This window comes from Pseudomonas sp. NPDC089396 (genome assembly GCF_044749545.1).
Taxonomy (GTDB): domain Bacteria; phylum Pseudomonadota; class Gammaproteobacteria; order Pseudomonadales; family Pseudomonadaceae; genus Aquipseudomonas.
Window position 1 is genome coordinate 391,871 of record NZ_JBIVIC010000006.1, and the last position, 24,578, is coordinate 416,448.

The 24,578-nt window shown below is 64.5% G+C and carries 26 protein-coding genes; 9 read left to right on the forward strand and 17 right to left on the reverse strand.

Annotated features, from left to right (window positions below; all coding sequences use genetic code 11):
• Positions 1–4: 4 nt before the first annotated feature.
• The 5 genes from ACIPZB_RS14235 to metG form a co-directional block, all read right to left on the reverse strand.
• Complete coding sequence (locus ACIPZB_RS14235; RefSeq protein WP_400640851.1) at positions 5–529, reverse strand: Rnf-Nqr domain containing protein; 525 nt, start codon at positions 527–529, stop codon at positions 5–7.
• Entirely contained in the window at positions 522–1,124 is a 603-nt protein-coding gene (locus ACIPZB_RS14240; RefSeq protein ID WP_400640853.1) for an RnfABCDGE type electron transport complex subunit G, read from the reverse strand. The genes ACIPZB_RS14235 and ACIPZB_RS14240 overlap by 8 nt, the downstream gene beginning before the upstream one ends.
• Positions 1,121–2,092, reverse strand: a complete 972-nt coding sequence (locus tag ACIPZB_RS14245) for an RnfABCDGE type electron transport complex subunit D (RefSeq protein WP_400640855.1) — start codon at positions 2,090–2,092, stop codon at positions 1,121–1,123. The genes ACIPZB_RS14240 and ACIPZB_RS14245 overlap by 4 nt, the downstream gene beginning before the upstream one ends.
• 39 nt (positions 2,093–2,131) lie before the next feature.
• Positions 2,132–2,680 (reverse strand): Rnf-Nqr domain containing protein, encoded by a 549-nt coding sequence (locus ACIPZB_RS14250; RefSeq protein WP_400640857.1) that lies wholly within the window; start codon positions 2,678–2,680, stop codon positions 2,132–2,134.
• A gap of 89 nt (positions 2,681–2,769) precedes the next feature.
• Positions 2,770–4,809 carry a methionine--tRNA ligase gene (metG, locus tag ACIPZB_RS14255; protein WP_400640859.1) on the reverse strand — a complete coding sequence of 680 codons (2,040 nt, stop codon included), beginning with the start codon at positions 4,807–4,809 and terminating at the stop codon, positions 2,770–2,772.
• A gap of 156 nt (positions 4,810–4,965) precedes the next feature.
• Between metG and apbC the strand changes: the two genes are divergently transcribed.
• Positions 4,966–6,060: an iron-sulfur cluster carrier protein ApbC gene (gene apbC / locus ACIPZB_RS14260; RefSeq protein ID WP_400640861.1), complete on the forward strand. Its 1,095-nt coding sequence runs from the start codon at positions 4,966–4,968 to the stop codon at positions 6,058–6,060.
• 227 nt (positions 6,061–6,287) lie between these two features.
• Here the strand turns inward: apbC and ACIPZB_RS14265 are convergent, their stop codons facing one another.
• Positions 6,288–6,497: a cold-shock protein gene (locus ACIPZB_RS14265; RefSeq protein ID WP_003254922.1), complete on the reverse strand. Its 210-nt coding sequence runs from the start codon at positions 6,495–6,497 to the stop codon at positions 6,288–6,290.
• A 329-nt stretch (positions 6,498–6,826) separates the two neighbouring features.
• Between ACIPZB_RS14265 and dcd the strand changes: the two genes are divergently transcribed.
• Positions 6,827–7,393 (forward strand): dCTP deaminase, encoded by a 567-nt coding sequence (gene dcd, locus ACIPZB_RS14270; protein WP_008096785.1) that lies wholly within the window; start codon positions 6,827–6,829, stop codon positions 7,391–7,393.
• Positions 7,394–7,489: 96 nt separating this feature from the next.
• Positions 7,490–7,717, forward strand: coding sequence for a hypothetical protein (locus ACIPZB_RS14275; protein WP_008096783.1), 228 nt, complete (start codon positions 7,490–7,492; stop codon positions 7,715–7,717).
• On the opposite strand, the gene pdeM is transcribed toward ACIPZB_RS14275, so the two are convergent.
• The 5 genes from pdeM to ACIPZB_RS14300 all read right to left on the reverse strand — a co-directional run bounded on the left by pdeM (position 7,718) and on the right by ACIPZB_RS14300 (position 14,763).
• Positions 7,718–8,377: a ligase-associated DNA damage response endonuclease PdeM gene (gene pdeM / locus ACIPZB_RS14280; RefSeq protein ID WP_400640864.1), complete on the reverse strand. Its 660-nt coding sequence runs from the start codon at positions 8,375–8,377 to the stop codon at positions 7,718–7,720.
• Positions 8,374–10,827, reverse strand: a complete 2,454-nt coding sequence (locus ACIPZB_RS14285) for a ligase-associated DNA damage response DEXH box helicase (protein WP_400640866.1) — start codon at positions 10,825–10,827, stop codon at positions 8,374–8,376. Before ACIPZB_RS14285 ends, pdeM begins: the two co-directional genes overlap by 4 nt.
• A gap of 66 nt (positions 10,828–10,893) precedes the next feature.
• A complete protein-coding gene (locus ACIPZB_RS14290; RefSeq protein ID WP_400640868.1) occupies positions 10,894–12,009 on the reverse strand; it encodes a succinylglutamate desuccinylase/aspartoacylase family protein in 1,116 nt (371 codons plus the stop codon).
• 82 nt (positions 12,010–12,091) lie between these two features.
• On the reverse strand, positions 12,092–13,750 hold the full coding sequence (locus ACIPZB_RS14295) for an ATP-dependent DNA ligase (RefSeq protein WP_400640870.1): 1,659 nt from the start codon (positions 13,748–13,750) through the stop codon (positions 12,092–12,094).
• Positions 13,747–14,763 carry a ligase-associated DNA damage response exonuclease gene (locus ACIPZB_RS14300; RefSeq protein WP_400640872.1) on the reverse strand — a complete coding sequence of 339 codons (1,017 nt, stop codon included), beginning with the start codon at positions 14,761–14,763 and terminating at the stop codon, positions 13,747–13,749. The genes ACIPZB_RS14295 and ACIPZB_RS14300 overlap by 4 nt, the downstream gene beginning before the upstream one ends.
• A 207-nt stretch (positions 14,764–14,970) precedes the next feature.
• Here ACIPZB_RS14300 and ACIPZB_RS14305 point away from each other — a divergent pair, with 207 nt between their 5' ends.
• Together ACIPZB_RS14305 and ACIPZB_RS14310 are read left to right on the forward strand one after the other, a co-directional pair.
• Positions 14,971–15,153 carry a type II toxin-antitoxin system HicA family toxin gene (locus ACIPZB_RS14305; RefSeq protein ID WP_400640874.1) on the forward strand — a complete coding sequence of 61 codons (183 nt, stop codon included), beginning with the start codon at positions 14,971–14,973 and terminating at the stop codon, positions 15,151–15,153.
• A gap of 22 nt (positions 15,154–15,175) precedes the next feature.
• Positions 15,176–15,601, forward strand: coding sequence for a type II toxin-antitoxin system HicB family antitoxin (locus ACIPZB_RS14310; RefSeq protein ID WP_400640875.1), 426 nt, complete (start codon positions 15,176–15,178; stop codon positions 15,599–15,601).
• A 47-nt stretch (positions 15,602–15,648) separates the two neighbouring features.
• Here ACIPZB_RS14310 and ACIPZB_RS14315 read toward each other — a convergent pair whose 3' ends face one another.
• The 5 genes from ACIPZB_RS14315 to ACIPZB_RS14335 form a co-directional block, all read right to left on the reverse strand.
• Positions 15,649–18,090 (reverse strand): penicillin acylase family protein, encoded by a 2,442-nt coding sequence (locus tag ACIPZB_RS14315; protein WP_400640877.1) that lies wholly within the window; start codon positions 18,088–18,090, stop codon positions 15,649–15,651.
• Positions 18,091–18,236: 146 nt separating this feature from the next.
• Positions 18,237–18,440 carry an SEC-C metal-binding domain-containing protein gene (locus ACIPZB_RS14320; RefSeq protein ID WP_008090658.1) on the reverse strand — a complete coding sequence of 68 codons (204 nt, stop codon included), beginning with the start codon at positions 18,438–18,440 and terminating at the stop codon, positions 18,237–18,239.
• Positions 18,441–18,447: 7 nt separating this feature from the next.
• Positions 18,448–18,924 carry an LEA type 2 family protein gene (locus ACIPZB_RS14325; protein WP_400640879.1) on the reverse strand — a complete coding sequence of 159 codons (477 nt, stop codon included), beginning with the start codon at positions 18,922–18,924 and terminating at the stop codon, positions 18,448–18,450.
• Between the two features lie 2 nt (positions 18,925–18,926).
• Positions 18,927–19,403 carry a YchJ family protein gene (locus tag ACIPZB_RS14330; protein ID WP_400640881.1) on the reverse strand — a complete coding sequence of 159 codons (477 nt, stop codon included), beginning with the start codon at positions 19,401–19,403 and terminating at the stop codon, positions 18,927–18,929.
• A gap of 2 nt (positions 19,404–19,405) precedes the next feature.
• Positions 19,406–19,900: a DUF6231 family protein gene (locus ACIPZB_RS14335; RefSeq protein WP_008090639.1), complete on the reverse strand. Its 495-nt coding sequence runs from the start codon at positions 19,898–19,900 to the stop codon at positions 19,406–19,408.
• Between the two features lie 158 nt (positions 19,901–20,058).
• On the opposite strand from ACIPZB_RS14335, the gene ACIPZB_RS14340 reads away from it, so the two are divergent.
• From ACIPZB_RS14340 to ACIPZB_RS14350, 3 genes are all read left to right on the forward strand, one after another.
• Positions 20,059–20,751: an OmpA family protein gene (locus ACIPZB_RS14340; protein ID WP_400640883.1), complete on the forward strand. Its 693-nt coding sequence runs from the start codon at positions 20,059–20,061 to the stop codon at positions 20,749–20,751.
• Positions 20,752–20,838: 87 nt separating this feature from the next.
• Positions 20,839–21,552: an OmpA family protein gene (locus tag ACIPZB_RS14345; RefSeq protein ID WP_400640885.1), complete on the forward strand. Its 714-nt coding sequence runs from the start codon at positions 20,839–20,841 to the stop codon at positions 21,550–21,552.
• A gap of 21 nt (positions 21,553–21,573) precedes the next feature.
• Positions 21,574–21,849 carry a DUF1145 domain-containing protein gene (locus ACIPZB_RS14350; RefSeq protein ID WP_400640887.1) on the forward strand — a complete coding sequence of 92 codons (276 nt, stop codon included), beginning with the start codon at positions 21,574–21,576 and terminating at the stop codon, positions 21,847–21,849.
• Positions 21,850–21,854: 5 nt separating this feature from the next.
• Here ACIPZB_RS14350 and ACIPZB_RS14355 read toward each other — a convergent pair whose 3' ends face one another.
• Positions 21,855–22,319 carry a CopD family protein gene (locus ACIPZB_RS14355; RefSeq protein ID WP_008090634.1) on the reverse strand — a complete coding sequence of 155 codons (465 nt, stop codon included), beginning with the start codon at positions 22,317–22,319 and terminating at the stop codon, positions 21,855–21,857.
• Positions 22,320–22,417: 98 nt separating this feature from the next.
• On the opposite strand from ACIPZB_RS14355, the gene dinG reads away from it, so the two are divergent.
• Complete coding sequence (dinG, locus tag ACIPZB_RS14360) at positions 22,418–24,562, forward strand: ATP-dependent DNA helicase DinG (protein WP_400640889.1); 2,145 nt, start codon at positions 22,418–22,420, stop codon at positions 24,560–24,562.
• The last annotated feature ends 16 nt before the right edge of the window (positions 24,563–24,578 follow it).

A 24,578-nucleotide genomic window follows, 5' to 3' on the forward strand; every position in this document is an offset into this window, starting at 1 on the left:
GGGGTCAACGGGTTCCTTGACGACGAGAGGGGGCGCGGCCCAGAAGCAGGCGATTGTACAAGGCCAACAGTACGCCGAGCAGTAGCAGCGCGCCGGAACACAGGGCGGCCGTATGCAGGCCCAACCCCTGGTCCAGGCCTTGACGGCTGGCGCCGAGCAGCAAATAGAGCAGTAGCAGGCCAGCCAGATGCACGAGCAGTTGGCGCCAGCGACCCTCGGCTGGCAACAGCTGGTCTGCGGCCAGGCATTGCAGGCAGATCAGGGCGGGGAAGTAACCGAGCGACAAGGCCTGCGGCAGTGCCCAGGCACGCAGCGCAAGTTGCTGGCAGCTGACCAGGGCAGCCAGGAGCAACAGGCTTGCCAGCCAGTACGTCGCACCGCTGAGCCTGCCGCGCAAGGGGGCCAGCAACGCCTGGTGAAGGAGGCTCAGCGTCACCATGGCCACGCCCAGGGTGGCGGCCAGGGAAAAGGTCTGGGTGGCGCCCAGCAGCGGCGCAAGGCCGGCCACCAGCAGGCAGTGCCTATTCATGGGCGGGGCTTCCAAGTAACAGCGTGCGATGCTGGTCAAAATACACCAGTGCCTCCTGCTGCGCTGCTATCACGGCACGTGAGGTGACCGTCGCCCCAGCCAGTTGGTCGAAGTCGCCCTGGTCGCGCTTGAGCGCCCAGCGGTCGTCCAGGCGACGGTTGGAAAACTGCCTCAGCCAGTTCAGCTGCGGGTCGCTGATGCGGGCTCCAAGGCCAGGACTTTCCTGTTGCGCGATCACCTGCGTGCCGATCAACCGCCCATCCGCACTGATGGCGATGGTCAGTCGGATTGGCCCGTTATAGCCTGGGACCTGGCTCACCATTATCACCGCCGTTGGCAGCGCCCCCAGGGTGGCGCGGTAGGCAGCCGTGATCCGGCTGTGCAACGGTTGTTCCCCCGGAAGCGGCAGCGGCGTGTTCAGGGGTTGGTTGTCGTAGATTTGCTCAGGCAGGACCGCGAGAAACTGGCGCGCATGCAACTGCTGTTCGGCTTCGATGATGGTCGGGCGGGTCCATTGCCTCCATGCCAAGGTTGTCGCCACGGCCAGCCCGGCCACGAGCAGCAGCCAGGCAAAATTGCGAATGCGCGGTTTCATGGCGCGGCCTGCTGGCGTCGCAGGGCGAGCCGATCAAGGGCAGGGGCCAAGAGGTTCATGAACAGAATGGCGAATGCCGTGCCGTCCGGGTAGCTGCCCCAGGTGCGGATCAGGTAGATCAGCATGCCCGCACCAAGCCCGAACAGTAGCCTGGCCAAGCCTGCCTTCGGGCCGGACACGGGTTCAGTGGCGATGAAAAAGGCCGCCAGCATGGTCGAGCCGGAGAACAGATGAAGCAGTGGCGAGCCATTCGAATCCGAGCCGGAGCCATTCCATGCCAGCAGGCTGAACAGCATCAGCCCTGCCAGCAAGCCCGCAGGTGCGTGCCAGCTGTACACCTTGCGCTGCAACAGGAACAACCCGCCGAGCAGGAATGCCAGGTTGACCCACTCGACGCCACGCCCACCAACGGCGCCGAAGCCCGGGTGGCTGGCGAACAGTTCATCGATGGTCAAGCTGCGGTTATGACGCAGGCCGTCCAGCACGGTGGGTCGGGCCCAGGCGTCGATCTGCTCACCCCCGCCAAACACCAGGTGCAGGCTGTCGACGAACCCCGGTGATTGCTCTGGCCAATGATTCATCTGCAGGGGGAAACTCAGCAGCACGAAGGCGTAGCCCAGCATCGCCGGGTTGAAGAGGTTGCGGCCCACTCCACCGAACGCTTGCTTGCCGAGGCCGATGGCAATGGCCGCTGCGGTCATCGGCAGCCACCAGGGCGCTTGGGTGGGCAGGGCGACGGCGAGTAGCACCGCCGTTACCAAGGCGCTGCCATCGTTCAAGGTGGCCGCCACTGGCTGGCCGCGCAGGGCCAGCAGCGCGGCTTCGCAGCACACCGCGCTGCTGGCGCACAACGCCAGGCTGAACAGCAGGCCCCATCCGTGCAGCCAGAACGATGCCAAGAGACCGGGGATGCAAGCCAGCAGCACCAGGCCCATGGCCGTGCGCAAGCGCGGGTCAGGTAATGCCATGGTCGTGCCGCGGCGAAGCGTCAATGCGATGATTCAGGTTCATTGTGTGAACAATCCATTGAATCCGGAGAACGCCATGGCCATCACGCCGGCACCGACCAGGGTGATCGGCAGGCCGCGCAATGCCGCTGGAATGTCGGCGTGATCGCTGCGTTGCACCAGGTCGTCGAACAGTGCCAGCGCCAGCCAGAAGCCAAGACCGGCCATGACGCTGCAGCCCAGCGTGGCGAGCCATTCCTGCTGTTCAACCATGGCCTGCAAGGCCAAACCGAGTGCCACGGCATTGCCCAGCAAGGGCAGTGCCAGCCCCTCGCTGGGCCATTGCGGACGTAGCCTTGCCAATGCCTGCGGCACGCCCCACGCCAGCAAGCCTAGCCAGGGCAGGAGCAGGAACAGGCGCAGGTCTTCAAGCTGCCAAGGTGCTGCTACCCAGCGCTCCAGTGCTTGGCCGCCGGTTATCCCGAGGGCAATCGTCAGCGCGCACGCCAAACCGCACACCTGCACGCGCAGGCGCGAGGGCGGCTGTTGTTGCAGGAGCATGTGGCTGACCAGCGCAGCACTGACCAGGACCAGGACATAATCGTTCATATACATGACGATAGCCGTGATTCGCCAGGGCGTCTGGCCATCCGAGAGGGGATACGAATGCCCCGGCGCGAAGGCCGGGGCAGAGGGCGTTACTTGATGCGCTGGCCTGGTTTGGCACCGCTGTCAGGGCTCAGCAGGTAGATCTCTTCACCGCCTGGGCCGGCGGCCATGACCATGCCCTCGGACACACCAAAGCGCATTTTGCGGGGCTTGAGGTTGGCCACCATCATGGTCAGGCGACCTTCCAGCTTGGAAGGGTCCGGGTAGGCCGACTTGATGCCCGAGAACACGTTGCGACGCTCGTCGCCGATGTCCAGGGTCAATTGCAGCAGCTTGTCAGCGCCGGGCACGGCTTCGGCCTTGACGATCAGCGCAACGCGCAGGTCGACGGCGGCGAAGGTGTCGAACTCGATTTCCGCCGACAGCGGGTCCTTGGCCAATTCGCCATTGCCGGCCGGGGCCTTGGCTTCGGTAGCCAGCAGGTCTTCCTTGCTGGCTGCAACCATGGCCTCGACCTTGGCCGGTTCGATACGGCTCATCAGTGCCTTGAACGGGTTGAGCGTGTGGTTTTCCAGGCGCGACAGGTGATCGTTCCAGGTCAGCGGCGCGACATTGAGGAAGGCCTCGGCGTCGGCAGCCAGCACCGGCAGTACCGGCTTGAGGAAAATCACCAGCTGGCGGAACAGGTTGACGCCCTGGGCGCAAATAGCCTGGACTTCTTCCTGCTTGCCTTCCTGCTTGGCCAGCGACCAGGGCGCCTTGTCGGCGATCCAGGCGTTGGCGCGATCGGCCAGGGCCATGATTTCGCGCATGGCGCGGCCAAAGTCGCGGCCCTCGTAGGCATCGGCAATGGACGGCGCAGCGGCAAGGAAGGCTTCGGTCAGTTCCGGTGCGGCATCGCCGGCAACCATGACGCCTTCATTGCCCTTGTGGATGAAGCCTGCGCAGCGGCTGGCGATGTTCACCACCTTGCCAACCAGGTCCGAGTTGACCTTCTGCACGAAGTCCTCGAGGTTCAGGTCGAGGTCGTCGACGCCACGGCCGAGCTTGGCGGCGTAGTAGTAGCGCAGGTATTCCGGCTGCAGGTGGTCCAGGTAGGTGCGGGCCTTGATGAAGGTGCCGCGGGATTTGGACATCTTGGCGCCGTTGACGGTCAGGTAACCGTGCACGTTGACCGCAGTCGGCTTGCGGAAGCCTGCGCCTTCGAGCATGGCCGGCCAGAACAGGGCATGGAAGTTGACGATGTCCTTGCCGATGAAATGGTACAGCTCGGCCTTGGAGCCTTCGTTCCAGAACGCATCGAAGTCAAGCTCCGGGCGGCGGGCACAGAGGTTCTTGAAGCTGGCCATGTAGCCGATCGGCGCATCCAGCCAGACATAGAAGTACTTGCCGGGTTCGCCTGGGATCTCGAAGCCGAAGTACGGCGCGTCACGCGAGATGTCCCACTCCTGAAGGCCCGAGTCCAGCCACTCGGCGAGCTTGTTGGCCACGGCGTCCTGCAGGGTGCCGCTGCGGGTCCACTGCTGCAGCATGGCCTGGAAGTCCGGCAGCTTGAAGAAGAAGTGCTGGGAGTCGCGCAGTACCGGGGTGGCACCGGAGATCGCCGACTTGGGGTTCTTCAGCTCGGTCGGTGCGTAGGTGGCACCGCATTTCTCGCAGTTGTCGCCGTATTGGTCTTCGGCCGCACACTTGGGGCAGGTGCCCTTGATGAAACGGTCGGCCAGGAACATGCCTTTTTCCGGGTCGAAGTACTGGGTGACCGAACGGGTGGCGATGTGCCCGGCTTCGCGCAGGCGCGAATAGATCAGGCTCGACAGCTCGCGGTTTTCTTCACTGTGGGTGGAGTGGAAGTTGTCGAAGTCCACCAGGAAATCGGCGAAGTCGCTGCTGTGCTCGGCTTGCACGTTGGCGATCAGCTGCTCCGGGGTGATGCCTTCCTTTTCGGCGCGCAGCATGATGGCCGAGCCGTGGGCGTCGTCGGCACAGACGTAGATGCACTGGTTGCCACGTAGTTTCTGGAAGCGAACCCACATGTCCGTCTGGATGTACTCGAGCATATGGCCAAGGTGGATGGATCCATTGGCATAGGGCAGGGCGCTGGTTACGAGAATCTGACGTGGCTCGGACATAGTGGCTCGGCTACTTATTCGGCTCGGGTAAAATTGAGGGTGATCGGCCACTATAAAGGGCTCGCGAATATATTTCACCCCGCGCGCGCATCTGCTGACGATTGACGGGTTAGGATAGGCGTCTGTTTTACATTCAGTTTGCCAATGGGAGTGTCCATGAGTGTCGTCACCCGTGCCGCCGTCGAAGGCGTGCTTCGCCAGTACACCGACCCCTACCTGAACCTGGACCCGGTGAGCGCCGGTTGCGTGCGCGCCATCGATATCCAGGGCGGGCAGGTCGCTGTGCAGTTGCAGCTCGGTTATGCCGCCGGCCTGTTCAAGAACGGCTGGGCCCAGGTGCTGCAAACCGCGATCGAGAACCTCGATGGCGTCGCTTCGGCGCAGGTCTCGATCGACTGCGTGGTGGCCGCGCACAAGGCCCAGGCCCAGGTGCCGGCCATGGCCAACGTCAAGAACATCGTCGCCGTGGCGTCGGGCAAGGGCGGGGTCGGCAAGTCCACCACCGCTGCCAACCTGGCCCTGGCCCTGGCGCGCGAAGGTGCTCGGGTCGGTATTCTCGACGCTGACATCTACGGGCCAAGTCAGGGTGTGATGTTCGGTATCGCCGAAGGCACTCGCCCACAGATCCGCGAGCAGAAGTGGTTCGTGCCGATCAAGGCCCATGGCGTGGAGGTCATGTCCATGGCCTTCCTCACCGATGACAACACGCCCATGGTCTGGCGTGGCCCGATGGTATCCGGGGCCTTGCTGCAGCTGGTGACCCAGACGGCCTGGGATGACCTCGATTACTTGGTGATCGATATGCCGCCGGGAACCGGCGATATCCAGCTGACGCTGGCGCAAAAAGTCCCGGTGGCCGGTTCGGTGATCGTCACGACGCCCCAGGACCTGGCCTTGCTCGATGCCAAGAAAGGCGTGGAAATGTTCCGTAAGGTCAACATTCCGGTGTTGGGCGTGGTGGAGAACATGGCGGTGCACATCTGCTCGAACTGCGGTCATGCCGAGCACCTGTTCGGCGAAGGTGGCGGCGAGAAGCTGGCGGCGCAGTATGGGGTCGAGCTGCTGGCTTCGTTGCCGTTGTCGATGCTGATCCGTGAGCAGGCCGACAGTGGCAAGCCGACGGCGATCGCCGAGCCGGAAAGCCAGATTGCCATGGTCTATCAGGAACTGGCCCGTCAGGTCGGGGCGCGGATCGTGTTGCAGGAGGCGGCAGCGCCGGCCATGCCGAGCATTACCATCAGCGAAGATTGACCTGGCGGCTGCAAGATCTACAAGCCTGCGTCGATCGGTGTGGGAGCCGGCTTGCCGGCGATGGGGCCAGGGCAGGCAAACACCCGCTCGGGCCCTATCGCCGGCAAGCCGGCTCCCACAGGGAAACCACTGCTTTCAAAGACTGTGATCTACCTGTGGGATTTACCCAGGCATAAAAAAACCCGCCAGAAGGCGGGTTTTTTTGAAAGCTAGGAAGCTAGATCGACTTAGGCGATCTGAACTTCTTCAGCCTGCATGCCTTTCTGGCCGCGGGTAGCGACGAAAGTAACAGCCTGGCCTTCTTTCAGGGTTTTGAAGCCGTCAGCTTGGATGGCTTTGAAGTGCACGAACAGGTCGTCGCCCGACTGAGGGGTGATGAAGCCGTAGCCCTTCTCATCGTTGAACCACTTAACAACACCGGATTGACGGTTGGACATTTTTCTGTCTCCTTGGACAAAGTTGAAAACGGTCAGGAAAATCCCTGGCCGGGACTGAGCGCAAAGAGAGCAGAAAATTCAGCGATGGGCCGATCAGGATCGTGCATCAAACTAGAGATTCTCGGTGTCACGTGCAGCACAGTGGCGTCACCTTAACCCACTTTGTGCAACCTGCCAATCACCAAGATGGCCTTTGATGAAATTCAGATCGACGGCGGCCGCAAGCCCCGTCCGGCGCGGGATGTGGCATGGAACTTTAACCTGGGCGCTCGGACCGGTAAGATGCGCGTCTCGTTTTTCACCTTGTAACTCTTCAGGACACCACCGCCATGAGCATCAAATCGGACAAGTGGATTCGCCGCATGGCGCAGGAACACGGCATGATCGAACCGTTCGTCGAGCGCCAGGTGCGCGGCGAGCAGGACAGCCGGGTCATCTCTTTCGGCGTCTCCAGCTACGGCTACGACGTGCGTTGCGCCGACGAATTCAAGGTGTTCACCAACATCAATTCGGCCACCGTGGACCCGAAGAATTTCGATGCCGGCAGCTTCGTCGACGTCAAAAGCGATGTCTGCATCATCCCGCCGAACTCCTTCGCCCTGGCGCGTACTGTCGAGTACTTCCGCATTCCGCGCAATGTGCTGACCATCTGCCTGGGCAAGAGCACCTATGCGCGTTGCGGCATCATCGTCAACGTCACCCCGCTCGAGCCTGAGTGGGAAGGGCATGTGACCCTGGAGTTCTCCAACACCACCACGCTGCCGGCGAAAATCTACGCCAATGAGGGCGTGGCGCAGATGCTCTTCCTGGAATCCGATGAAGAGTGCGAAGTGTCCTACAAGGACCGTGGCGGCAAGTACCAAGGCCAGCGCGGCGTCACCCTGCCGCGGACCTGAGCCGACGAGCGCGGGGAATTCCCCGCGCCTTTGGCACTCCAACGGGTAACCGTGCCGATGTGCATGATGCGCATCGGCTCTCGTCAGGAGCAGCCAATGAAACTCCATCCCACAATCAGCGCGAAGCTGGCTGTGCTGCAGCCCAACCACGTCGGGTTGCTGTCATGGTCGTTGCTGGCCCATCCGCTGCCGATGCAGGCCGGGGGCGTGCCCCACCAGCCTGATCCCGATACCCCGCAGCCGCCCGAGCCGGGTGAAACGCAACCCATGGAGCCGGGCGAACCGACCTTGCCCGACGAGCCGCCTCCCGCGCCTGTGGCGTGATCAACCGTTCAATGCCCAGACGTCGCCATCGCCTGTGACAAATACCCGGGTGCCCGCGCCTGGGTTGACCGTCCAGCCACCGGTGAACTCACCAAAGGCCGGCAGCAGGCTGACCTGGGTATCGAGCAGAAAGCACGGCAGACGCAGGCGTTGCCGGGCCCGCCCGCGCAACAGGTAGACCGGATGCACATGGCCCGCCAGCACCGGGTGCTGGGGGTGAGCGATGGGCTCGTGCTGCAACGCGAAGGGCGCCAGCAGCCAGGGTTCATCGATCACGTCCATGGCCAGTTCGGCAGGCGGGTCGCCGGCGTGGCGGTCGTGGTTACCGCGGATAAGCACGATACGCAGCCCGCCGTGTTGGCCGCGCCATGAGCGAAGCTTGGCCAGCGTAGCGGGCGCCCGCGCCGTGCGCGCGTGAAGAAAGTCGCCGAGAATCACCAACTGCTTGCAATGGTATGCCGCCAGTAACGTATCCAGGCGCGCCAGGGTGGTGTCGGTAGTACCCCGTGGCACGGGCTGGTGCAACGCCCGGAAGCTGGCGGCCTTGCCAATATGCACATCGGCTATCAGCAGCGTGTGCCGGGCGGGCCAGTAGAGGGCTTTGTCGGGGAGCAGCCAGAGTGTCTCGCCGCAATGTTCGACCACCAGATGGCGACTCATGGCGCGCGGTCTCGCATGGCCGCTTTTTCCAGGTCCGCCACCATTCTGGCAATCCGGTCTGCCAGTTTCTCTGTGCTCAACGTTTCGCGCATGCCTTCCACCAGCAGGGCGAAGGCCAGCGGCCCCGGCCGTTGCAGTGCCCGCAGATCCAGCCGCAAGCGGCCCATCTTCAGCAACTGACGCTGCAGACGTTCGATTTCCAGCTCTTCACGCAGTACTTCATCCCGCGCCTGGCCGAGCAGCAGGTTGTTGGCGTCGTGCTTGCGAAACACCTCGAAGAACAGCCCACTGGAGGCCTGGATCTGCCGGGTGCTTTTCTGCGCAGCCGGATACCCACCGAACACCAGCCCGGCGATCTGGGCGATCTCGCGAAAGCGCCGCAGGGCCATTTCACCGGCATTGAGGCTGGCCAGCACATCCTCCAGCAAATCCTCGGCGGAAAGCGCGGCGGGCAGGTAGGTGGCCCAGTCCACAGGGCTCGGGCTGAGCAGTTCGAAGCCATAGTCGCTGACGGCGATCGACACCGACAGCGGTTGTTGCCGGCTGACCCGCCAGGCGATCAGGCTGGCCAGGCCCAGGTTGGCCATGCGCCCGGCGAATGGGTAGAGGAACAGGTGCGAGCCCTGGCGCGAGACCAGGGTCTCGGCCAGCAGTGTCTGCAGCGTGGGCAGGGCCGACCAGCGTGCCTGCAGCGCCAGTAGCGGGCGCACCGCGCGCAGCTCGGGACTGGCATAGCGGCCGTGGGCAGCGGCATCCAGTTGTTCCACCAGGGCATCGGCCAGTTCGCTGGACAGCGGCATGCGCCCGCCATTCCAGCGGGCTACGCAAGCCTTGCGAGCGCTGCTGCGGCGCACGTAGGCGGTCATGTTCTCGACCCTTACCAGCTCAAGCACCCGCCCGGCGAACACCAGCGTGTCGCCGGGGCGCAAACGGGCGATGAAGGCTTCCTCGACACTGCCCAGATGCTTGCCGCCACCGCCCTTGCTCCAGTATTTCAGTTGCAGGCTGGCGTCACTGACGATGGTGCCGATGCCCATGCGGTGGCGCCTGGCCAGTCGCTCGCTGGCGACTCGCCAGATGCCGTCGGGGTGGGCTTCGACGCGCTGATAGTCGGGGTAGGCGCTGAGCGAGCTGCCGCCATGGCAGACGAAATCCAGCGCCCATTGCCACTGGCTGTCGCGCAGCTCACGAAACGCCCAGGTGTCGCGCACTTCCGACAGCAGTTCAGCTGGGCGAAAGCCGTTGCCCAGGGCCATGCTGACCAGGTGCTGGACCAGCACGTCCATGCACAGCCGCGGCGAACGGCGAGCCTCGATATGCCCGGCGGCCAGCGCTTGGCGCGCCGCAGCAGCCTCCACCAGCTCCAGGCTGTGGGTAGGCACCAGGGTGACACGCGAGCGCCGGCCCGGCGCATGCCCGGAGCGCCCGGCCCGCTGCATCAGGCGAGCGATACCCTTGGCCGAGCCGATCTGCAGCACCCGTTCTACCGGCAGAAAGTCCACGCCCAGGTCCAGGCTGGACGTGCAGATCACCGCTTTCAGCAGGCCTTGCTTGAGGCTCAGCTCGACCCAGTCGCGGGTCGCCCGGGCCAGCGAGGCATGGTGCAGGGCGATCTGGCCGGCCCAGTCGGGGCGTGCATCCAGCAGGGCCTGGTACCACAGCTCGGCTTGGGCGCGGGTATTGGTGAACACCAGGCTGCTGGCGCTGCCGTCGAGCTCATGGGCGACCTGGTCGAGCATCTTCAGGCCCATGTGCCCGGCCCAGGGGAAGCGCTCGATCGCTGGCGGCAGCAAGGTGTCGACCACCAGGCGCTTGTCCTGACGGCCCCGTACCAGTTGGCCGCCATGGGGCAGCAGCACTTCGAGCGCATGCGGCAGGTTGCCCAGGGTGGCTGAAAGGCCCCAGGTCACCAGATCAGGCCGCCAGCGGCGCAGGTGCGCGAGGGCCAGCTGCAGCTGTACGCCCCGCTTGTTGCCGAGCAGTTCGTGCCATTCATCGACCACCACCAAGCGCAGGCTGGCGAAGTCGTGACAGGCCTGTGCGCGGGTCAGCAGCAAAGTGAGGCTTTCGGGCGTGGTGATCAGCGTGCTCGGCAGGCGCCGGGCCTGACGGGCGCGCTCTGCGCTGCTGGTATCGCCGCTGCGCACCGCAACGCTCCAGTTCAGCCCCAGGTCGTCCACGGGGGCCTGCAAGGCCCGGGCGGTATCGGCCGCCAGCGCGCGCATGGGGGTGATCCAGAGGACCTGCAGCCCTGGGGGCTGGCGCCCGGGCTCGGCAAAGGCGCGCAGCGCGGCCAGCCAGACGGCGTAGGTCTTGCCGGCCCCGGTGCTGGCATGCAGCAACCCGGATTCGCCACGGCCGACCGCCGCCCAGACTTGCCGCTGGAAGGCGAAGGGTTTCCAGCCACGCGCGGCGAACCAGGCAGTGGCGAGGTCGGTGGAAGCAGGCATGCGCGGTGTGGTCCCTGCAAGGCTGTGCTTCTACAGACCACCCTACGCTGCCATTGGTTTTACCGGTCAGTTACCCAGCAGATAGCCGCTGCGACACACCTGTTCGCCGGCGACATGGGCGATGACCATGCCGGCCGTGGCCATGCGGCGCACGCTGCGGGCATACAGCAGCCCGGACTGGCGGGTGCGCACGGCGGTCACGCGGTCGCTGAGCGGGTCGATGACTTCGGCGATCAGTTGCCCGGCTTCCACTTGCTGGCCGGGGCGCACGTGATACACCAGCAAGCCCCCGAGGGGGGTCGAAACCGGCTCGACAGCGGCCAGCGGTGTGGCGGGTTGTGGTAGCGGCGGCAAGGGCGGGGCGCTGCCCTCGATGACGCCGGCATGGGTCAGGTAGTTGAGGATCGCCTGGCTGTCCTGGCTGGCCAGGTCATGGCTGACGTCGGCCTGGCCACGCAGTTCGACGGTCACTGCGACGCTGCCCAGGGGGATCGGGAAGCGTTTACCGAAACGTTGCTGCAGTTGCCACCAGACCAGGCTGAAGCATTCGTCGAACGACTGCCCGCCGGAGTCGGTCGCCAGCAGGCTGGCCTGGGCACCCAGGTAACGGGCCAGCGGTTCGACCTGCGGCCAGGCCTCGGGCGTGGTGTAGAGGTGTTCGACGGCCTCGAAATCGCAATGCAGGTCCAGCACCAGGTCGGCGTCGCAGGCCAGCCGTTGCAAGGTCAGGCGCTGGGACTGCAGGGGCGTGTGCGCCGGGTAGGTGTCGAGGCCACGGCGCAGGTATTCGCGTATCAAGGCGAGATTGTGCTCAGGGTCCTGGGTCAGGTGGCCGTCGATCTGGTCGCCGATGCTGTCGGAAAGGTCGACGAACTTGCGATTGAAGTTCTCGCCGCTCTGCAGTTCGAAACGCCCCAGTGGCGAATCGAGCAATACCTGCTCCAGGCCTACCGGGTTGGCCACGGGCACCAGGATGATCTCGCGGCGCAGGCGCCCTTGCTGTTCCAGTTCGGCCAGGTGGCGCTTGAGGTGCCAGGCGACCAGCATGCCCGGTAGCTCGTCCGCATGCAGTGAGGCCTGGATGTATACCTTGGCGCCAGCGCGTGGTCCGAAATGGAAGCTGTGCAGCTGGCGGCTGACGCCGGGTACGGGGGAGAGCAGGTCGTGGGTCGAATGGTGCATGGTGGTCCTGGCGGCGTGGCGAAAACAATCTGCGACAAAGATAGAAGCATAAATTTGGCCACTGTGCCTCAACGCGTCGTGTTCAGGCCAGCAGTGCCTGCAAGCTCGCCAGGTCATCGGCTTGCTCCACCGGTTTATCCTGGCGCCAGCGCAGCATGCGGGGGAAACGCACGGCAATCCCGCTCTTGTGGCGCTTGGACAAGGCAATGCCTTCGAAACCCAGTTCGAACACCAAGGTCGGGGTCACGCTGCGCACCGGGCCGAAGGTTTCCACCGTGGTCTTGCGGATGATTGCATCGACCTTGCGCATTTCTTCATCGCTGAGCCCTGAGTAAGCCTTGGCGAAAGGCACCAAGGCACGCTCCGGCGTGCCGGCTGGCGCGTTCCAGACGGCGAAGGTGTAGTCGCTGTAGAGGCTGGCGCGCCGGCCATGACCACGTTGCGCATAGATCAGCACGGCATCGACGCTGAACGGGTCGATCTTCCACTTCCACCAAAGGCCCATGTCCTTGGTTCGGCCCACGCCGTACAAGGCATCGCGCTGCTTGAGCATCAGGCCCTCGACCCCCAGGCTTCGCGATTGTTCGCGCTGAACGGCGAGGTCATGCCAATCCTGTCCTTCGAGCAAAGGCGACAGCAGTACAGGCGCCAGGGGATAGTCCTCGATCAGACGCTGCAACTGCTGGCGGCGCTCGTGCTGGGGACGATTGCGCCAGTCCTCGCCCTGCCATTCCAGCAAGTCGTAGGCCTGCAATACCACGGGCGCGTCGGCCAGCAGCTTCTTGCCCAGGGTCTTGCGGCCAATGCGTTGTTGCAGCAGGGCGAACGGCTGCACGGCCGGCACCTCGGCTGTGGCGCCCGGTTTCCAGACCAGGATTTCACCGTCGAGCACGACGCCGTCCGGCAGGCTCTGCGCCAGGCCATGCAGCTCCGGGAAGCGGTCGGTAACCAGCTCTTCGCCGCGCGACCAGACCCAAACCTGGCCATCGCGCTTGACCACCTGGGCGCGGATGCCATCCCACTTCCATTCGATCTGCCAGGCACTGGGTGGACCGAGCAAGGCGTTGAACTGCTCGACGGGTGCCTGCAGGGCGTGCGCCAGAAAGAACGGATAAGGCTGGCCCCCTCGCTGACTGTGCTCATCGGCCGACTCTGCAGCGATCAGCTTGCGGTAGCTGTTGGCGCTGGGGCGGTGACTGAGGTCGGTATAGCCGACCAGGCGCTGGGCCACGCGCTTGGTATCCAGTCCGGCCAGCTGAGCCAGGGCCCGGGTGACCAGCAGCTTGGACACGCCGACGCGAAAGCTGCCGGTGATCAGCTTCAGGCACAGCATCAGGCTGGGTCGGTCGAGCTGGGCCCAGAGTGGCGGCAGGCGCTGCTGGATCGCGTCGGCGGGCAGGCCGCGAAGCGGTAGCAGATGGGCCTCGACCCAATGGGCCAGGCCGTCCTCGTTGCCGTGCGGGTTATCAGCCAGTAGCAGGGAAATGGTTTCCGCCAGGTCGCCGACGGCCTGGTAACTTTCTTCGAACAACCAGTCGGGCAGGTCGGCCAGTGCCGTCGCCAGTTCGCGCAGCACGCGGGTGGGCACCAACTGGCGTGGCCGGCCCCCGGCCAGGAAGTACACCGCCCAGGCCGCATCCTCGGCAGGGGCGGCGGCGAAGTAGTCGCGCAGTGCTTCGAGCTTGGCATTGCTGGAGGTGGTCGCATCCAGACGCAAATAAAGCGCTGCAAAGTCTTTCATGGCTCAGGTTCCGTGGCGGGCGCGTCATCCTCGTCACCGTATTCGGTCACGAATGAGCGGGCATCGAGCCCCTGTTCGCTGAGATAACGCACCAGTACGTTGACCGAACCGTGGGTGACCATGACCCGTTCGGCGCCGGTCTGGCCGATGGCCCAGAGCAGCCCCGGCCAGTCGGCATGGTCGGACAGCACGAAGCCGCGATCCACCCCGCGACGACGCCGCGTGCCGCGCAAGAGCATCCAGCCACTGGCGAACGCATCGCTGTAATCGCCAAAGCGGCGCATCCATGTGCTGCCGGCAGCGGAGGGCGGGGCCAGCACCAGGGCTTGGCGCATGAGTGGGTCGTTACGTGGGATGTCGCCGACGTAGCGGGTTGGCGGCAGGTGCACCCCAGCCTCGCGGTACACCTGGTTCAGCGGTTCGACCGCGCCATGTACCAGGACCGGGCCGATGCTCGGGTCCAGTCCGTGCAGAATTCGCTGAGCCTTGCCGAAGGCATAACAGAACAGCACGCTGGCCTTGCCCTGATCACGATTGGCCCGCCACCAGGCATTCACCCCGGTAAAAACTTCGGCTTGGATGGGCCAGCGATAAATGGGCAGGCCGAAGGTCGATTCGGTGATGAAGGTGTGGCAGCGCACAGGCTCGAAAGGCGCGCAGGTGCCGTCTGGTTCGACTTTGTAATCGCCGGAAGCCACCCACACTTCGCCTGCATGCTCCAGGCGCACTTGTGCCGAGCCCAGCACATGCCCGGCCGGGTGCAGGCTGAGGGTGACGCCGTGGTGGTGGATGCGTTCGCCGTAGGGCAGGGTCTGCAGGTCGATGTCCTGGCCCAGACGGCTGCGCAGGATGCCCGCGCCGGGGGCGGCGGTCAGGTAATGCGCGTTGCCCCTGCGGGCGTGGTCGCCATGGCCGTGGGTGATGATCGCGCGTGCCACCGGGCGCCACGGATCGATGTAGAAATCACCGGGCGGGCAGTAGAGGCCTTCGGGGCGGGTGATGACGAGGTCCATGGCGTGGGCGCTGAGTGGCGGGGTTACCTGTTGAGAGCGGTGCTGCAGGACAGAAGTTCGAGCGGCTGTTTGGGCGAAAACGGCTACCAGCTATTCGGAAATGTGGAAGCGCTTTTCACGTTTAACTATGGGCTCACATTGATGGTGCGCAACAAAAATGTTGCGTGCGACCAGCAAGTGCTGCACATTCAGTGATCAAAGGCCCGTATGAAGTACAGTGAATTTCGCCGGTGGTTACGCGCCCAGGGCGCTACGTTCGTGCCGGCCAAGGGAAGCCATTTCAAGGTTTACCTGGGTAATCGCCAGACGATTTTTCCGGATCATGGTGCCAAAGAGATGGGCGAAGGGCTCAGAAGCAAGATCCTGAAAGATCTGGGCCTGAAACAATGATGAGTTCAGGGGAGCGCACAAGATGATCTTCGATTATCCGGTGATCATTCACCAAGAAGAGGGCAGTTTCTGGATCAGCTGCCCGGATGTGCCTGAGATGGCCAGTGCTGGCGATTCAGTTGAGGAGGCACTGTACGATGCTGTAGATGCCATGGAATCCGCACTCTCTTTCTATGTGGATCAGAAAAAGGCCATTCCACTGCCTGCAGCGCCGTTATCGGATCAGCCCGTTGTACGCCTGCCGGCCCTGACAGCGGCGAAAGCAGCGCTCTGGAACACCATGGTTGCCCAGAAAGTGAGTAAAACCGAGATGGCGCGACGCCTGGGCGTCAACCGTCCTCAAGTCGACCGCCTGGTTGATCTGTTGCACCGCTCAAAGATCGAGCAGGTCGAGCATGCGCTGCATGTTCTAGGTCAGCGCATTGAGCTCGCAGTTGTAGCGGCTTGAGCAAAAACAGAAAGCCGCCAATTCTGGCGGCTTTCTCATCCCTATGCTTACCGACCTGGCACCAACGTCAATCGCTGATTGCCATACGCCCGGCCAAAGTTCTGCGGTTGCAGCGGCAGGCTCATGAACCGTCCCTTGAACCACGCATCCAGCCCATCGCTGTAATGCCCACTGGCCGGGTTGCCGGATTGGCCATTGCTGGTCAGCACCTGCAGCGGCTCTGCCTGCCCGAAGTCGACGACCATGCGCGCCGATGCCGGCAGGCGGGTGTCGAAATTGCTGCCCCAGGCATAAGGCGTCAGTGCCAAGGTGCTGAAGTCACCACCCGCGGCCATTGATGAGCGGCTGAGGGCATCGCCCAGGCCATGGTAGGCCGGGGCCGGCCAACGGTACTGGTGCAGTTTGCCCCACTGCCAGGCGCGGCGATCGGCGCCGAGTTGCGCGGTGCCTGCATCCACGGCAGCGGCCAGGCTGCGGGCGAGAATGGCCGGTTTGTCTTCCTTCTGCGGCGTGCTGCGATCATCCCAGAACGGGCTGTCCTCGCGGCCGAGCAGGTGGTCGGCCTGGGCCGAATAGGACAGCTGGGCATTGCTGACGAACGCCTGCCAGGCCGGGCCGGATTCCGGGCCAAGGTCGTCGAGGAAGGTCTGGCGTGCTACTTCCTGCAGGAACAGCTCATACAACGCCGCATCCGCCGACACCGGGCTCAGGCGGCCATCGAAGGCTTTGAGCCGCGCCAGGGCGTCGCGTGCCTTGTCGCCTTGGGCGGGGGGGAGGGCGTTGATGGCCTGCTTGAGTGGCTGGGCCATGCCGGGTGCGTCGAACATCTGCTTGAGCTTGTCCGCCAGCAGCGTTACCTGGTCGTTCTGCAGGGCCATCAGGCTGCGGCTGTCGTGCCGCCCATTGCCGGCCAGCTGGGCCAGGCGCTCGGCGCGCTCGGGGTAGTACCAGGTGTTGGACAACTGCATGCCATAGCCCCGTGGCAGGCTGCGCTGGTTGGCGTGGCCGATCCAGCCCTCAGGCGGGTCCTGGTCATAGGGGTGGAGCATCGGGTCGGCGAAGCCATCCCAGTCGTAGCGCCCGTCCCAGCCCGGCGACGGCAACAGGCCTTGGCCTTCGCGTCGGTTGGGGTAACGGCCGCTGACTTGCCAACCAATGTGCTCGGGCTCGGCGAAGACGAAGTTGAGCGCCGCCGCGGCGACTTCGCGGGTGCTGTCGAAGGCGCGCTCTACGGTTTTCGCGCGGGTCAGGTCGAACAGGGCATCGAGGCTGCGATCGCCCTTGAGCTGCGGCAGGTTCAGGGCCAGGCCCAGGCCGGCGTTGCCGGGTTGAGCGAGCAGGGTGCCATGACGGGTGTCGTACATGACTTCCCGCAGCGGTCGCTGGCCACGGACGAAGAAGGTTTCGCTGCGGGCACGGGCCGGCTGCCATTTGCCATCGGCCAGGTAGCTGAGCTGGCTGCCTTGATGGCGCAGTTGCTCCAGGTACAGGTCCTGGTTGTCGGCCATCACCGCGCTGCTGCTCCAGGCCAGCTTGCCGTTGTAGCCAGCCAGAACGATGGGCAGCCCTGGCAGCGACAGGCCGGCGACCTGATACTTGCCGGTGTGGATCTGCACCGGGCTCAGGGCCCAGGCGGCGCGGCTGTCGCTGGCCAGCAGGCTCTTGCCACTGCGGCTGCGCGGCGGACCCAGGGCCAGGTTGGCCGAGCCGGGGCTGCCGAGCAGGCCCAGGTCGGCGAGCTTCTGGCTGGCCGCGGCCAAGGCTGGCAGGCCTGGCAGCTGGCTGTTCAGGTTCAGGCCCTTGAGTTTTTCAACCTCGGCGTCTGCCAGCGGTTCGTCCGGTGCGCCGGGCAGCAACCACGCAAGTTTGTCGCTGCCCACCTGTTGTGCCAGGGCCAGGGCACTGAGCTCTTCCTGCAGGTTCACCGATTGGCTGAAGGCATACAGGCTGAAGATCAGCGCCGAGTCCTCAGGTTTCCAGTATTCCGGGCGATAGCCGCTGCTGGCGAGGTTGGCCGGCAACTTGTCGCGGTAGCGGAACAGGTAGGCGTTGACGCCGCGGGCATAGACTTCGAAGAAGCGCTTGAGGCGTGGCGAAGCATCGGCGTAGAGCTGGGTGGCATTCTGCTTGAGGTTGGCCGCTCGCATCAGGCGGTCGATGTCCAGCGCCTCGCTTCCCGCCATTTCTGCCAAACGGCCCTGGGCCAGCAGGCGCATGGCGAGCATCTGCTCGATACGGTCACCGGCATGCACATAGCCGAGGCTGAACAGGGCATCATGGAAGTTGCTGCTTTCGATCAGCGGCGCGCCCATGGCGTTGCGTCGTACCGACACGTTCTGCGCCAGGCCTTTGAGCGGTTGCACACCGGTGGTCGGTGGCACGCTGTCCTGATAGCCCCCCATCTGGCAGCCGGCAAGCCCGAGCATGCCAAGCAGCGTGGCCGTGCGGGTGAACCGCGGGCGGAAGGGGAAAAAGACGGGGGCGGCCATGACAAGGGCTCCTGCAGGGCGTGGCGGGGTTTGAAAGGCGCTAAGGTAGTGAGCGCGCAGTCGCCGTGCAAGGTGCGTTGAAGCTTTATTTACCAGCGGTCGCCAGCTTCAGGCGCAAAGCCTGAAACTGGCAGCCAGGCACCTGGTCAGGCGCCGTGGCACTTCTTGAACTTCTTCTGGCTGCCGCATGGGCAAGGGTCATTACGGCCGACGTCCTTCAGGGCGTTGCGAACCGGCTCCTGGTGGCCGTGGTTGCAATGCGGGCCGTGCACATGGCCGTGGTCGTGATCGTGGTGGTGATCATGACCGTGGTCGCAGTCTGGGCCATGAACATGGGGTTGCTGGGTCATTGCAGGGTTACTCCGGTATGAAATCGCCGGGGATTATCTCACCACTGCGCGACAAGTGCAGGTCCCGATGGATGAGCAGCCCGGTAGCCAGTTCACCCTGCAATCGGTAGCGCAGCGGTTGCTCGCTGCGCAGCAGCTTGGCCAAGGGCTTGAGCTGCTGCCAGAGGTTGGTTCGTGCGGTGATCTTGAAGGTGCGCCGGGCGTGACCACCGACACTGCGCCAGATACTCACGTCGTCCTCGACCAGCCGCAGGTCGTTGAGCCACAGCGCGTACTCCAGGTTGCGAATGAACAGGCGGCTGTCGTTGGGGTTGTCGATGCGCAGGTGCAAGACGAACTCCTGCTCCAGCAGGCGCGCCTTGACGGTTTCGACCTTGACCAGGCGCACCTCGGGGTCGCGCCAGTCGTCGTCGCCCCAGATCGCGCAGCCCGTCAGCAAGGCCAGCAGGGTGCCGAGCAGGAGCAGACGGGCTTGGGCGATCATGCTCAGTTACCGAGGTAGCTGGCGCAGCATTTCTTGAACTTCTGACCGCTGTCGCACGGGCAGGGGTCGTTGCGCCCGGCCTTGAGCTCGACGGTCGGGTCGATGAAGTACCAGCGCCCGTCGTGCTGCACAAACGCCGAGCGCTCGCGGTGCTGGTGGTCGCCCTCCTGGTCATGCCAGCGCGCGGTAAAGGTGACGAAGGCGTGTTCGGGCTGGCCGCCGAGCACCTCGGCGTTTTCCACTTCCAGGCCCAGCCAGGTGCTCTGGGCGCTCCAGGTGCTCATGGCGGCGCAGTCCAGCCCGGCCTGCTGGGCTGGCAGGGTAGTGGCGACCAGGTAGTCGATCAGGCCCAGCACGTAGGCACTGTAGCGCGAGCGCATCAGTGTCTGGGCATCCGGTGCCGGGGTACCGCCGTGGTAGTGCCCGCAGCAGGCGTCGAGCAGGTTGCCGCTGCCACAAGGGCAAACCGAGACACTCATCATCACCACCAATACTTGCCGAAGTTTTCAGGGTTGGCCCAGAACTTGGCGTTGAGCCAGTCAGGGACCTGCTTGTAGTCATGTAGATCATAGGTGAACAAGCTCAATACTTGTTCGTCGCGACGGAATTTCTCGCTGGCCGACAGGGCCAGGGCGAAAAAGTCGGTGTCCTGCCAGCCACAGGCAGGCAAATCGGCCAGTACCGCCACGCGGCTGGCATTGAGGTTGCGAATGCCCCCTAGCAGCTCCAGGCCGGTGCGCTTGGGCAGGTGTTCCAGGCAATCCACCAGCACGGCCAGGTCGAAGCGCTGAGCGGCGAGCGCGGCTGGCAGCGGGCCGGGCGCGGTGGTTTCGATGGTCACCTGCGGGTGAGCCTGGGCAAATGCCTCAAGGGCCGGGAAGCGCGTCCCCACCAGCAGCAAACGTTGCGGGGTGAAGCGTTCGAGCAAGGCCGCCAGGGCCTGCTGCGGTGTACGTTGGGAAAAACCGTCGGTCATTGCCAATCCTCGTTCAGGTTGACCAAGACTAGCGGGCCATTGCCTGCGGGCAAAGGGGCATGTGCCGGGTCGTGGCTTATTGCTGGCAGGGATTGATTGCGCGGTCTTTACTCCCAGAGATCGGTCTTATGCCGATTCCCCCTAGGAGAAGCTACAAAATGAGCATAGTACGCACAGCGATACCCCTGGTACTGCTCACCAGTGTGTTGACTGGTTGTGCAGGTTTGCAAAAAACCGACTGGCCGAAGTGTGCTGCCGTCGGGGGCATTACCGGCGCCGGGTTGGGCGCCATCGAAAGTTCATCGTGGGCGGGTTGGGGCGCGCTGCTTGGCGGCGGTCTGGCAGCCGGCTACTGCTGGGCCCACGGCGATGGCGACGAAGACGGTGATGGCGTGCCGGACAGCCGCGACAAGTGCCCGGGCACGCCACGCGGCGTGCAGGTCGATGCCAATGGCTGCCCGCCGGAACCGGCGCCGGTGGTCGAGGAAGTAGTCGTCCAGAAAGAAGAAGTCATCGTCATCCGTGATGTGCACTTCGAGTTCGACTCGGCGCGCCTGACTGCCGCCGACAAGGAGCGCCTGAACACCATCGCCACGCGCCTGAAGCAGGAAGCGCCTAGTGCTCGCCTGAGCGTCACTGGCCATACCGATAGCGTCGGCTCCGACAGCTACAACCAGAAACTGTCCGAGCGCCGTGCCCACTCGGTGACCGAATACCTGATCGAGAGCGGCGTCCCGCGCGCCAGCTTCGTCTCGGTGGTCGGTGCCGGCGAGACCCAGCCGGTGGCAGACAACGCCACGGCCGATGGGCGTTCGATGAACCGTCGCACCGAGATCAAGATCCAGCGCTGACGGCCTGCGCCCGCGCCTTGAGAAGTGGCGCGGGCGCGTCTTTACTCCTGTAAGCCGGTTGCGGCCAACGACACAGGAGCATTCATGATGAGTGTTATGTCAAAGGCGGCGTTGCCGTTGCTGGTGGTCACCAGCCTGCTCGCAGGTTGCGCCACCCACAGCGATGGCAGTGCGCCCCTCAATCAAAGGACCTGGCCGATCTGCAGCCTGCTGGGCGGTCTGGCGGGCGGTGGCCTGGGCGCCATCGAAAGTTCGAGCTGGGCCGCAGGCGGCGGTGCACTGGGTGCCATTGCGGGTGGCCTGATCTGTTATGCCCAGGACGGTGACAAAGACGAAGATGGGGTGTTCGATCGCCGCGACCGTTGCCCCGATACACCGGCCGGGACGGCGGTCGACCACATGGGCTGCCCGTTGCCGCAGTATCCGCCCAGCCAGTCTGCGCCGGAGCCTCAGCCAGAGGTGATCTCCCTCGACGACCAGGGGCAGGTGATGTTCGCGTTCAACTCCGCTGATCTCACCACGGGTCGCCAGCAGCGGCTACAAAGCCTGCTGCCGAGGCTCAACGAGTTGGGCGTGTCGCGTATCAGGGTGGTCGGCCATACCGATAATGTGGGCTCCGCCAGTTACAACCAGGCACTTTCCGAACGGCGTGCCGCCAGTGTTGCCGAGTACCTGATCAGTCAGGGGATGGCACCGCAGAAAGTCACCAGTGAAGGGCGCGGGGCCAGCGAGCCGGTGGCGGAAAACGACACCGAGGAAGGTCGTGCACACAACCGGCGGGTCGACCTGCACCTCAACTGAGCACGAGAGAGGGGCGGAAAAATGAAGTTCATCCTGGGCCTGGGCAAGGTCCTGACGATCGCATTCTGGGGCGTGGTGCTGTTCAACCAGCTGATGCCGCAACCCTTGCCGTTCAACCTGTTGATCAATGCGGCGGGCATCGCGTTGCTGGGTCTGCATGTGCTGGAAGTGCTGTTTTTCAATGGCAGCCTGCGTGGGCGTAGCCATCGTTGGTTCGATCGATTGCAGATACTGCTGACTGGGATCTTCCACGTCATGTCGATACCGCGGCAGCCACAGCTGCCGCAGCGTGGCTGACGGGCCTACATCAGCAGTCGCGAGCTGGCCACTGCCACTACCGCCAGCCCCAGCAAGAGGTTCACCCCGACCATGCGCCGGATCCGGCCGAGCACTGCCGCCCCCGCTGCCCAGTCCTCGGCCTGCACCGCCGTCTTCAACTCCGGCAACAGCAATGCCTGAATGCGCATGAACAGCGCGAACATGGCGATGCCGCCGCCAATCATCACGTGAATGTACTTGGGAGCCGTCTCGAAACCATTGAAACGCATGTGCAACATGCCGATACCACTTATCGCCAGAATGGCCACCGCCAGCCAGACCCATCGGAAAAAGCGTCGGAAAACTTCCACCCACAGGCGCAGCCGGGCCGGCCCCTCCAGGGCTGCAACCGTTGCAGGGCGTAGCACCAGCCAGGCGAAGAACATGCCGCCGACCCACACCAGGGCGGCCAGGACATGCAATGTGTAGGGTAAGGCAAAGGCGAGCATCTGGATCTCCATGCGGCACAAAGGGCAATAGCGGGGTATGATAGCCGCCCCATGCAAAACACTGAAAATATATCCAGCCCTCCGGGCGCCTGCAGACCATGATCAGCAACGAACTCAAAGCCACCATCCAGGGCGCCTACACGCGTTTTCTCGAAGCCAAGAGCCTCAAGCCGCGTTACGGCCAGCGCCTGATGATCGCCGAAGTGGCCAAGGTCCTCGGCGACATCGCCTGCGACGAAGAAGGCCGCCGTGCCGGCGAGCCCGCCGTGGTAGCGGTGGAGGCGGGCACCGGTACCGGCAAGACGGTCGCCTACAGCCTGGCCGCGATTCCGGCCGCCAAGGCCGCCGGCAAGCGCCTGGTGATCGCGACCGCGACCGTGGCGCTGCAGGAGCAGATCGTCTTCAAGGACCTGCCCGACCTGATGCGCAACAGTGGCCTGAACTTCAGCTTCGCCCTGGCCAAGGGCCGTGGCCGCTACCTGTGCCTGTCCAAGCTCGACATCCTGCTGCAGGAGGGCCACGCGCAGTCGGCCACTGCCCAGCTGTTCGAGGAAGAGGGCTTCCACATCGAGGTGGACGAGCGCAGCCAGAAACTGTTCAACAGCATGATCGAGAAGCTGGCCGGCAATCGTTGGGACGGTGACCGCGACAGCTGGTCCGAAGCCCTGGAAGACCAGGACTGGGCGCGCCTGACCACCGACCACAGCCAGTGCACCGGCCGCCATTGCCCGAATTTCCAGCAGTGCGTGTTCTACAAGGCCCGCGAAGGCATGGGCAAGGTCGATGTGATCGTCACCAACCACGACATGGTCCTGGCCGACCTGGCCCTGGGCGGTGGCGCGGTGCTGCCCGACCCGCGCGACACCATTTACGTGTTCGACGAAGGCCACCACCTGCCAGACAAGGCCATCGGCCACTTCGCTCACTATTCGCGGCTGCGCTCCACCGCCGACTGGCTGGAGCAGACCGCCAAGAACCTGACCAAGCTGCTGGCTCAGCACCCCTTGCCGGGTGACCTGGGCAAACTGATCGAGCAGGTGCCGGAGCTGGCGCGGGAAATCCGCACCCAGCAGCAGTTCATGTTCACCCTGTGCGAGCAGGTCGCGGACTTTCGCCCCAGCGAAGACACCGAAGGGCGCGAGCGCCCCCGCTATCGCTTCGAGGGCGGCGTGGTGCCTGAGCAGATCCGCGAAGTCGGCATCGAGCTGAAAAAAGGCTTTGCCCGCCTCAATGATCTGTTCACCCGCCTGGCCGACCTGCTCAAGGAAGGCATGGACGGCGAGGTCAACATTGGCATCGCCAGTCACCAGGCCGAAGAGTGGTATCCGCTGTTCGGCAGCCTGGTCACCCGGGCCCAGGGCAACTGGGAGTTGTGGGTCGCCTTCACCGCCGAAGACCCGCAAGACAGCCCACCCATGGCCCGCTGGCTGACCCTGGCCGAGAGTGGTGCGTTGTTCGATATCGAAGTCAACGCAAGCCCTATCCTGGCTGCCGAGATGCTGCGCCGCAGCCTGTGGAGTGTGGCCCATGGTGCGCTGGTGACTTCGGCAACCCTCACCGCATTGGGCAAGTTCGACCGCTTCCGCATGCGTTCGGGCTTGCCACGCGACGCCGTGACCTGTGTGGTGCCCAGCCCGTTCGTCCACGGCGACGCCGGCCTGCTGCGGGTGCCCGACCTCAAGGCCGACCCGCGCGATGCGGCCGCGCATACCGCCGCGATCATCCGCGAGCTGCCCGCTATCGTCGAGGACGCCCGCGGCGCCCTGGTGCTGTTCTCCTCGCGCAAGCAGATGCAGGAAGTGTTCGACGGCCTGGACCGCGATTGGCGCAAGCTGGTGCTGATCCAGGGCAACCTGTCCAAGCAGGAAACCCTGAACAAGCACAAGGCGCGGGTCGACGATGGCCAGCACAGCGTGCTCTTCGGCCTGGCGAGTTTCGCCGAAGGTGTCGACTTGCCGGGTGCCTACTGCGAACACGTGGTGATCGCCAAGATCCCCTTCGCCGTACCGGATGACCCGGTCGAAGCGGCGTTGGCCGAGTGGATCGAAGCCCGCGGTGGCAACCCGTTCATGGAAATTGCCGTGCCCGACGCCTCGCTGAAGCTGATCCAGGCCTGCGGCCGTCTGCTGCGTACCGAACAGGATCGCGGCGTTATCACCTTGCTCGATCGGCGCTTGGTCACCCAGCGCTACGGCAAGGCTATTCTCAATGCGCTGCCGCCCTTCCGGCGGGAGATTTCCTGACGGCCGGAGCATCCTG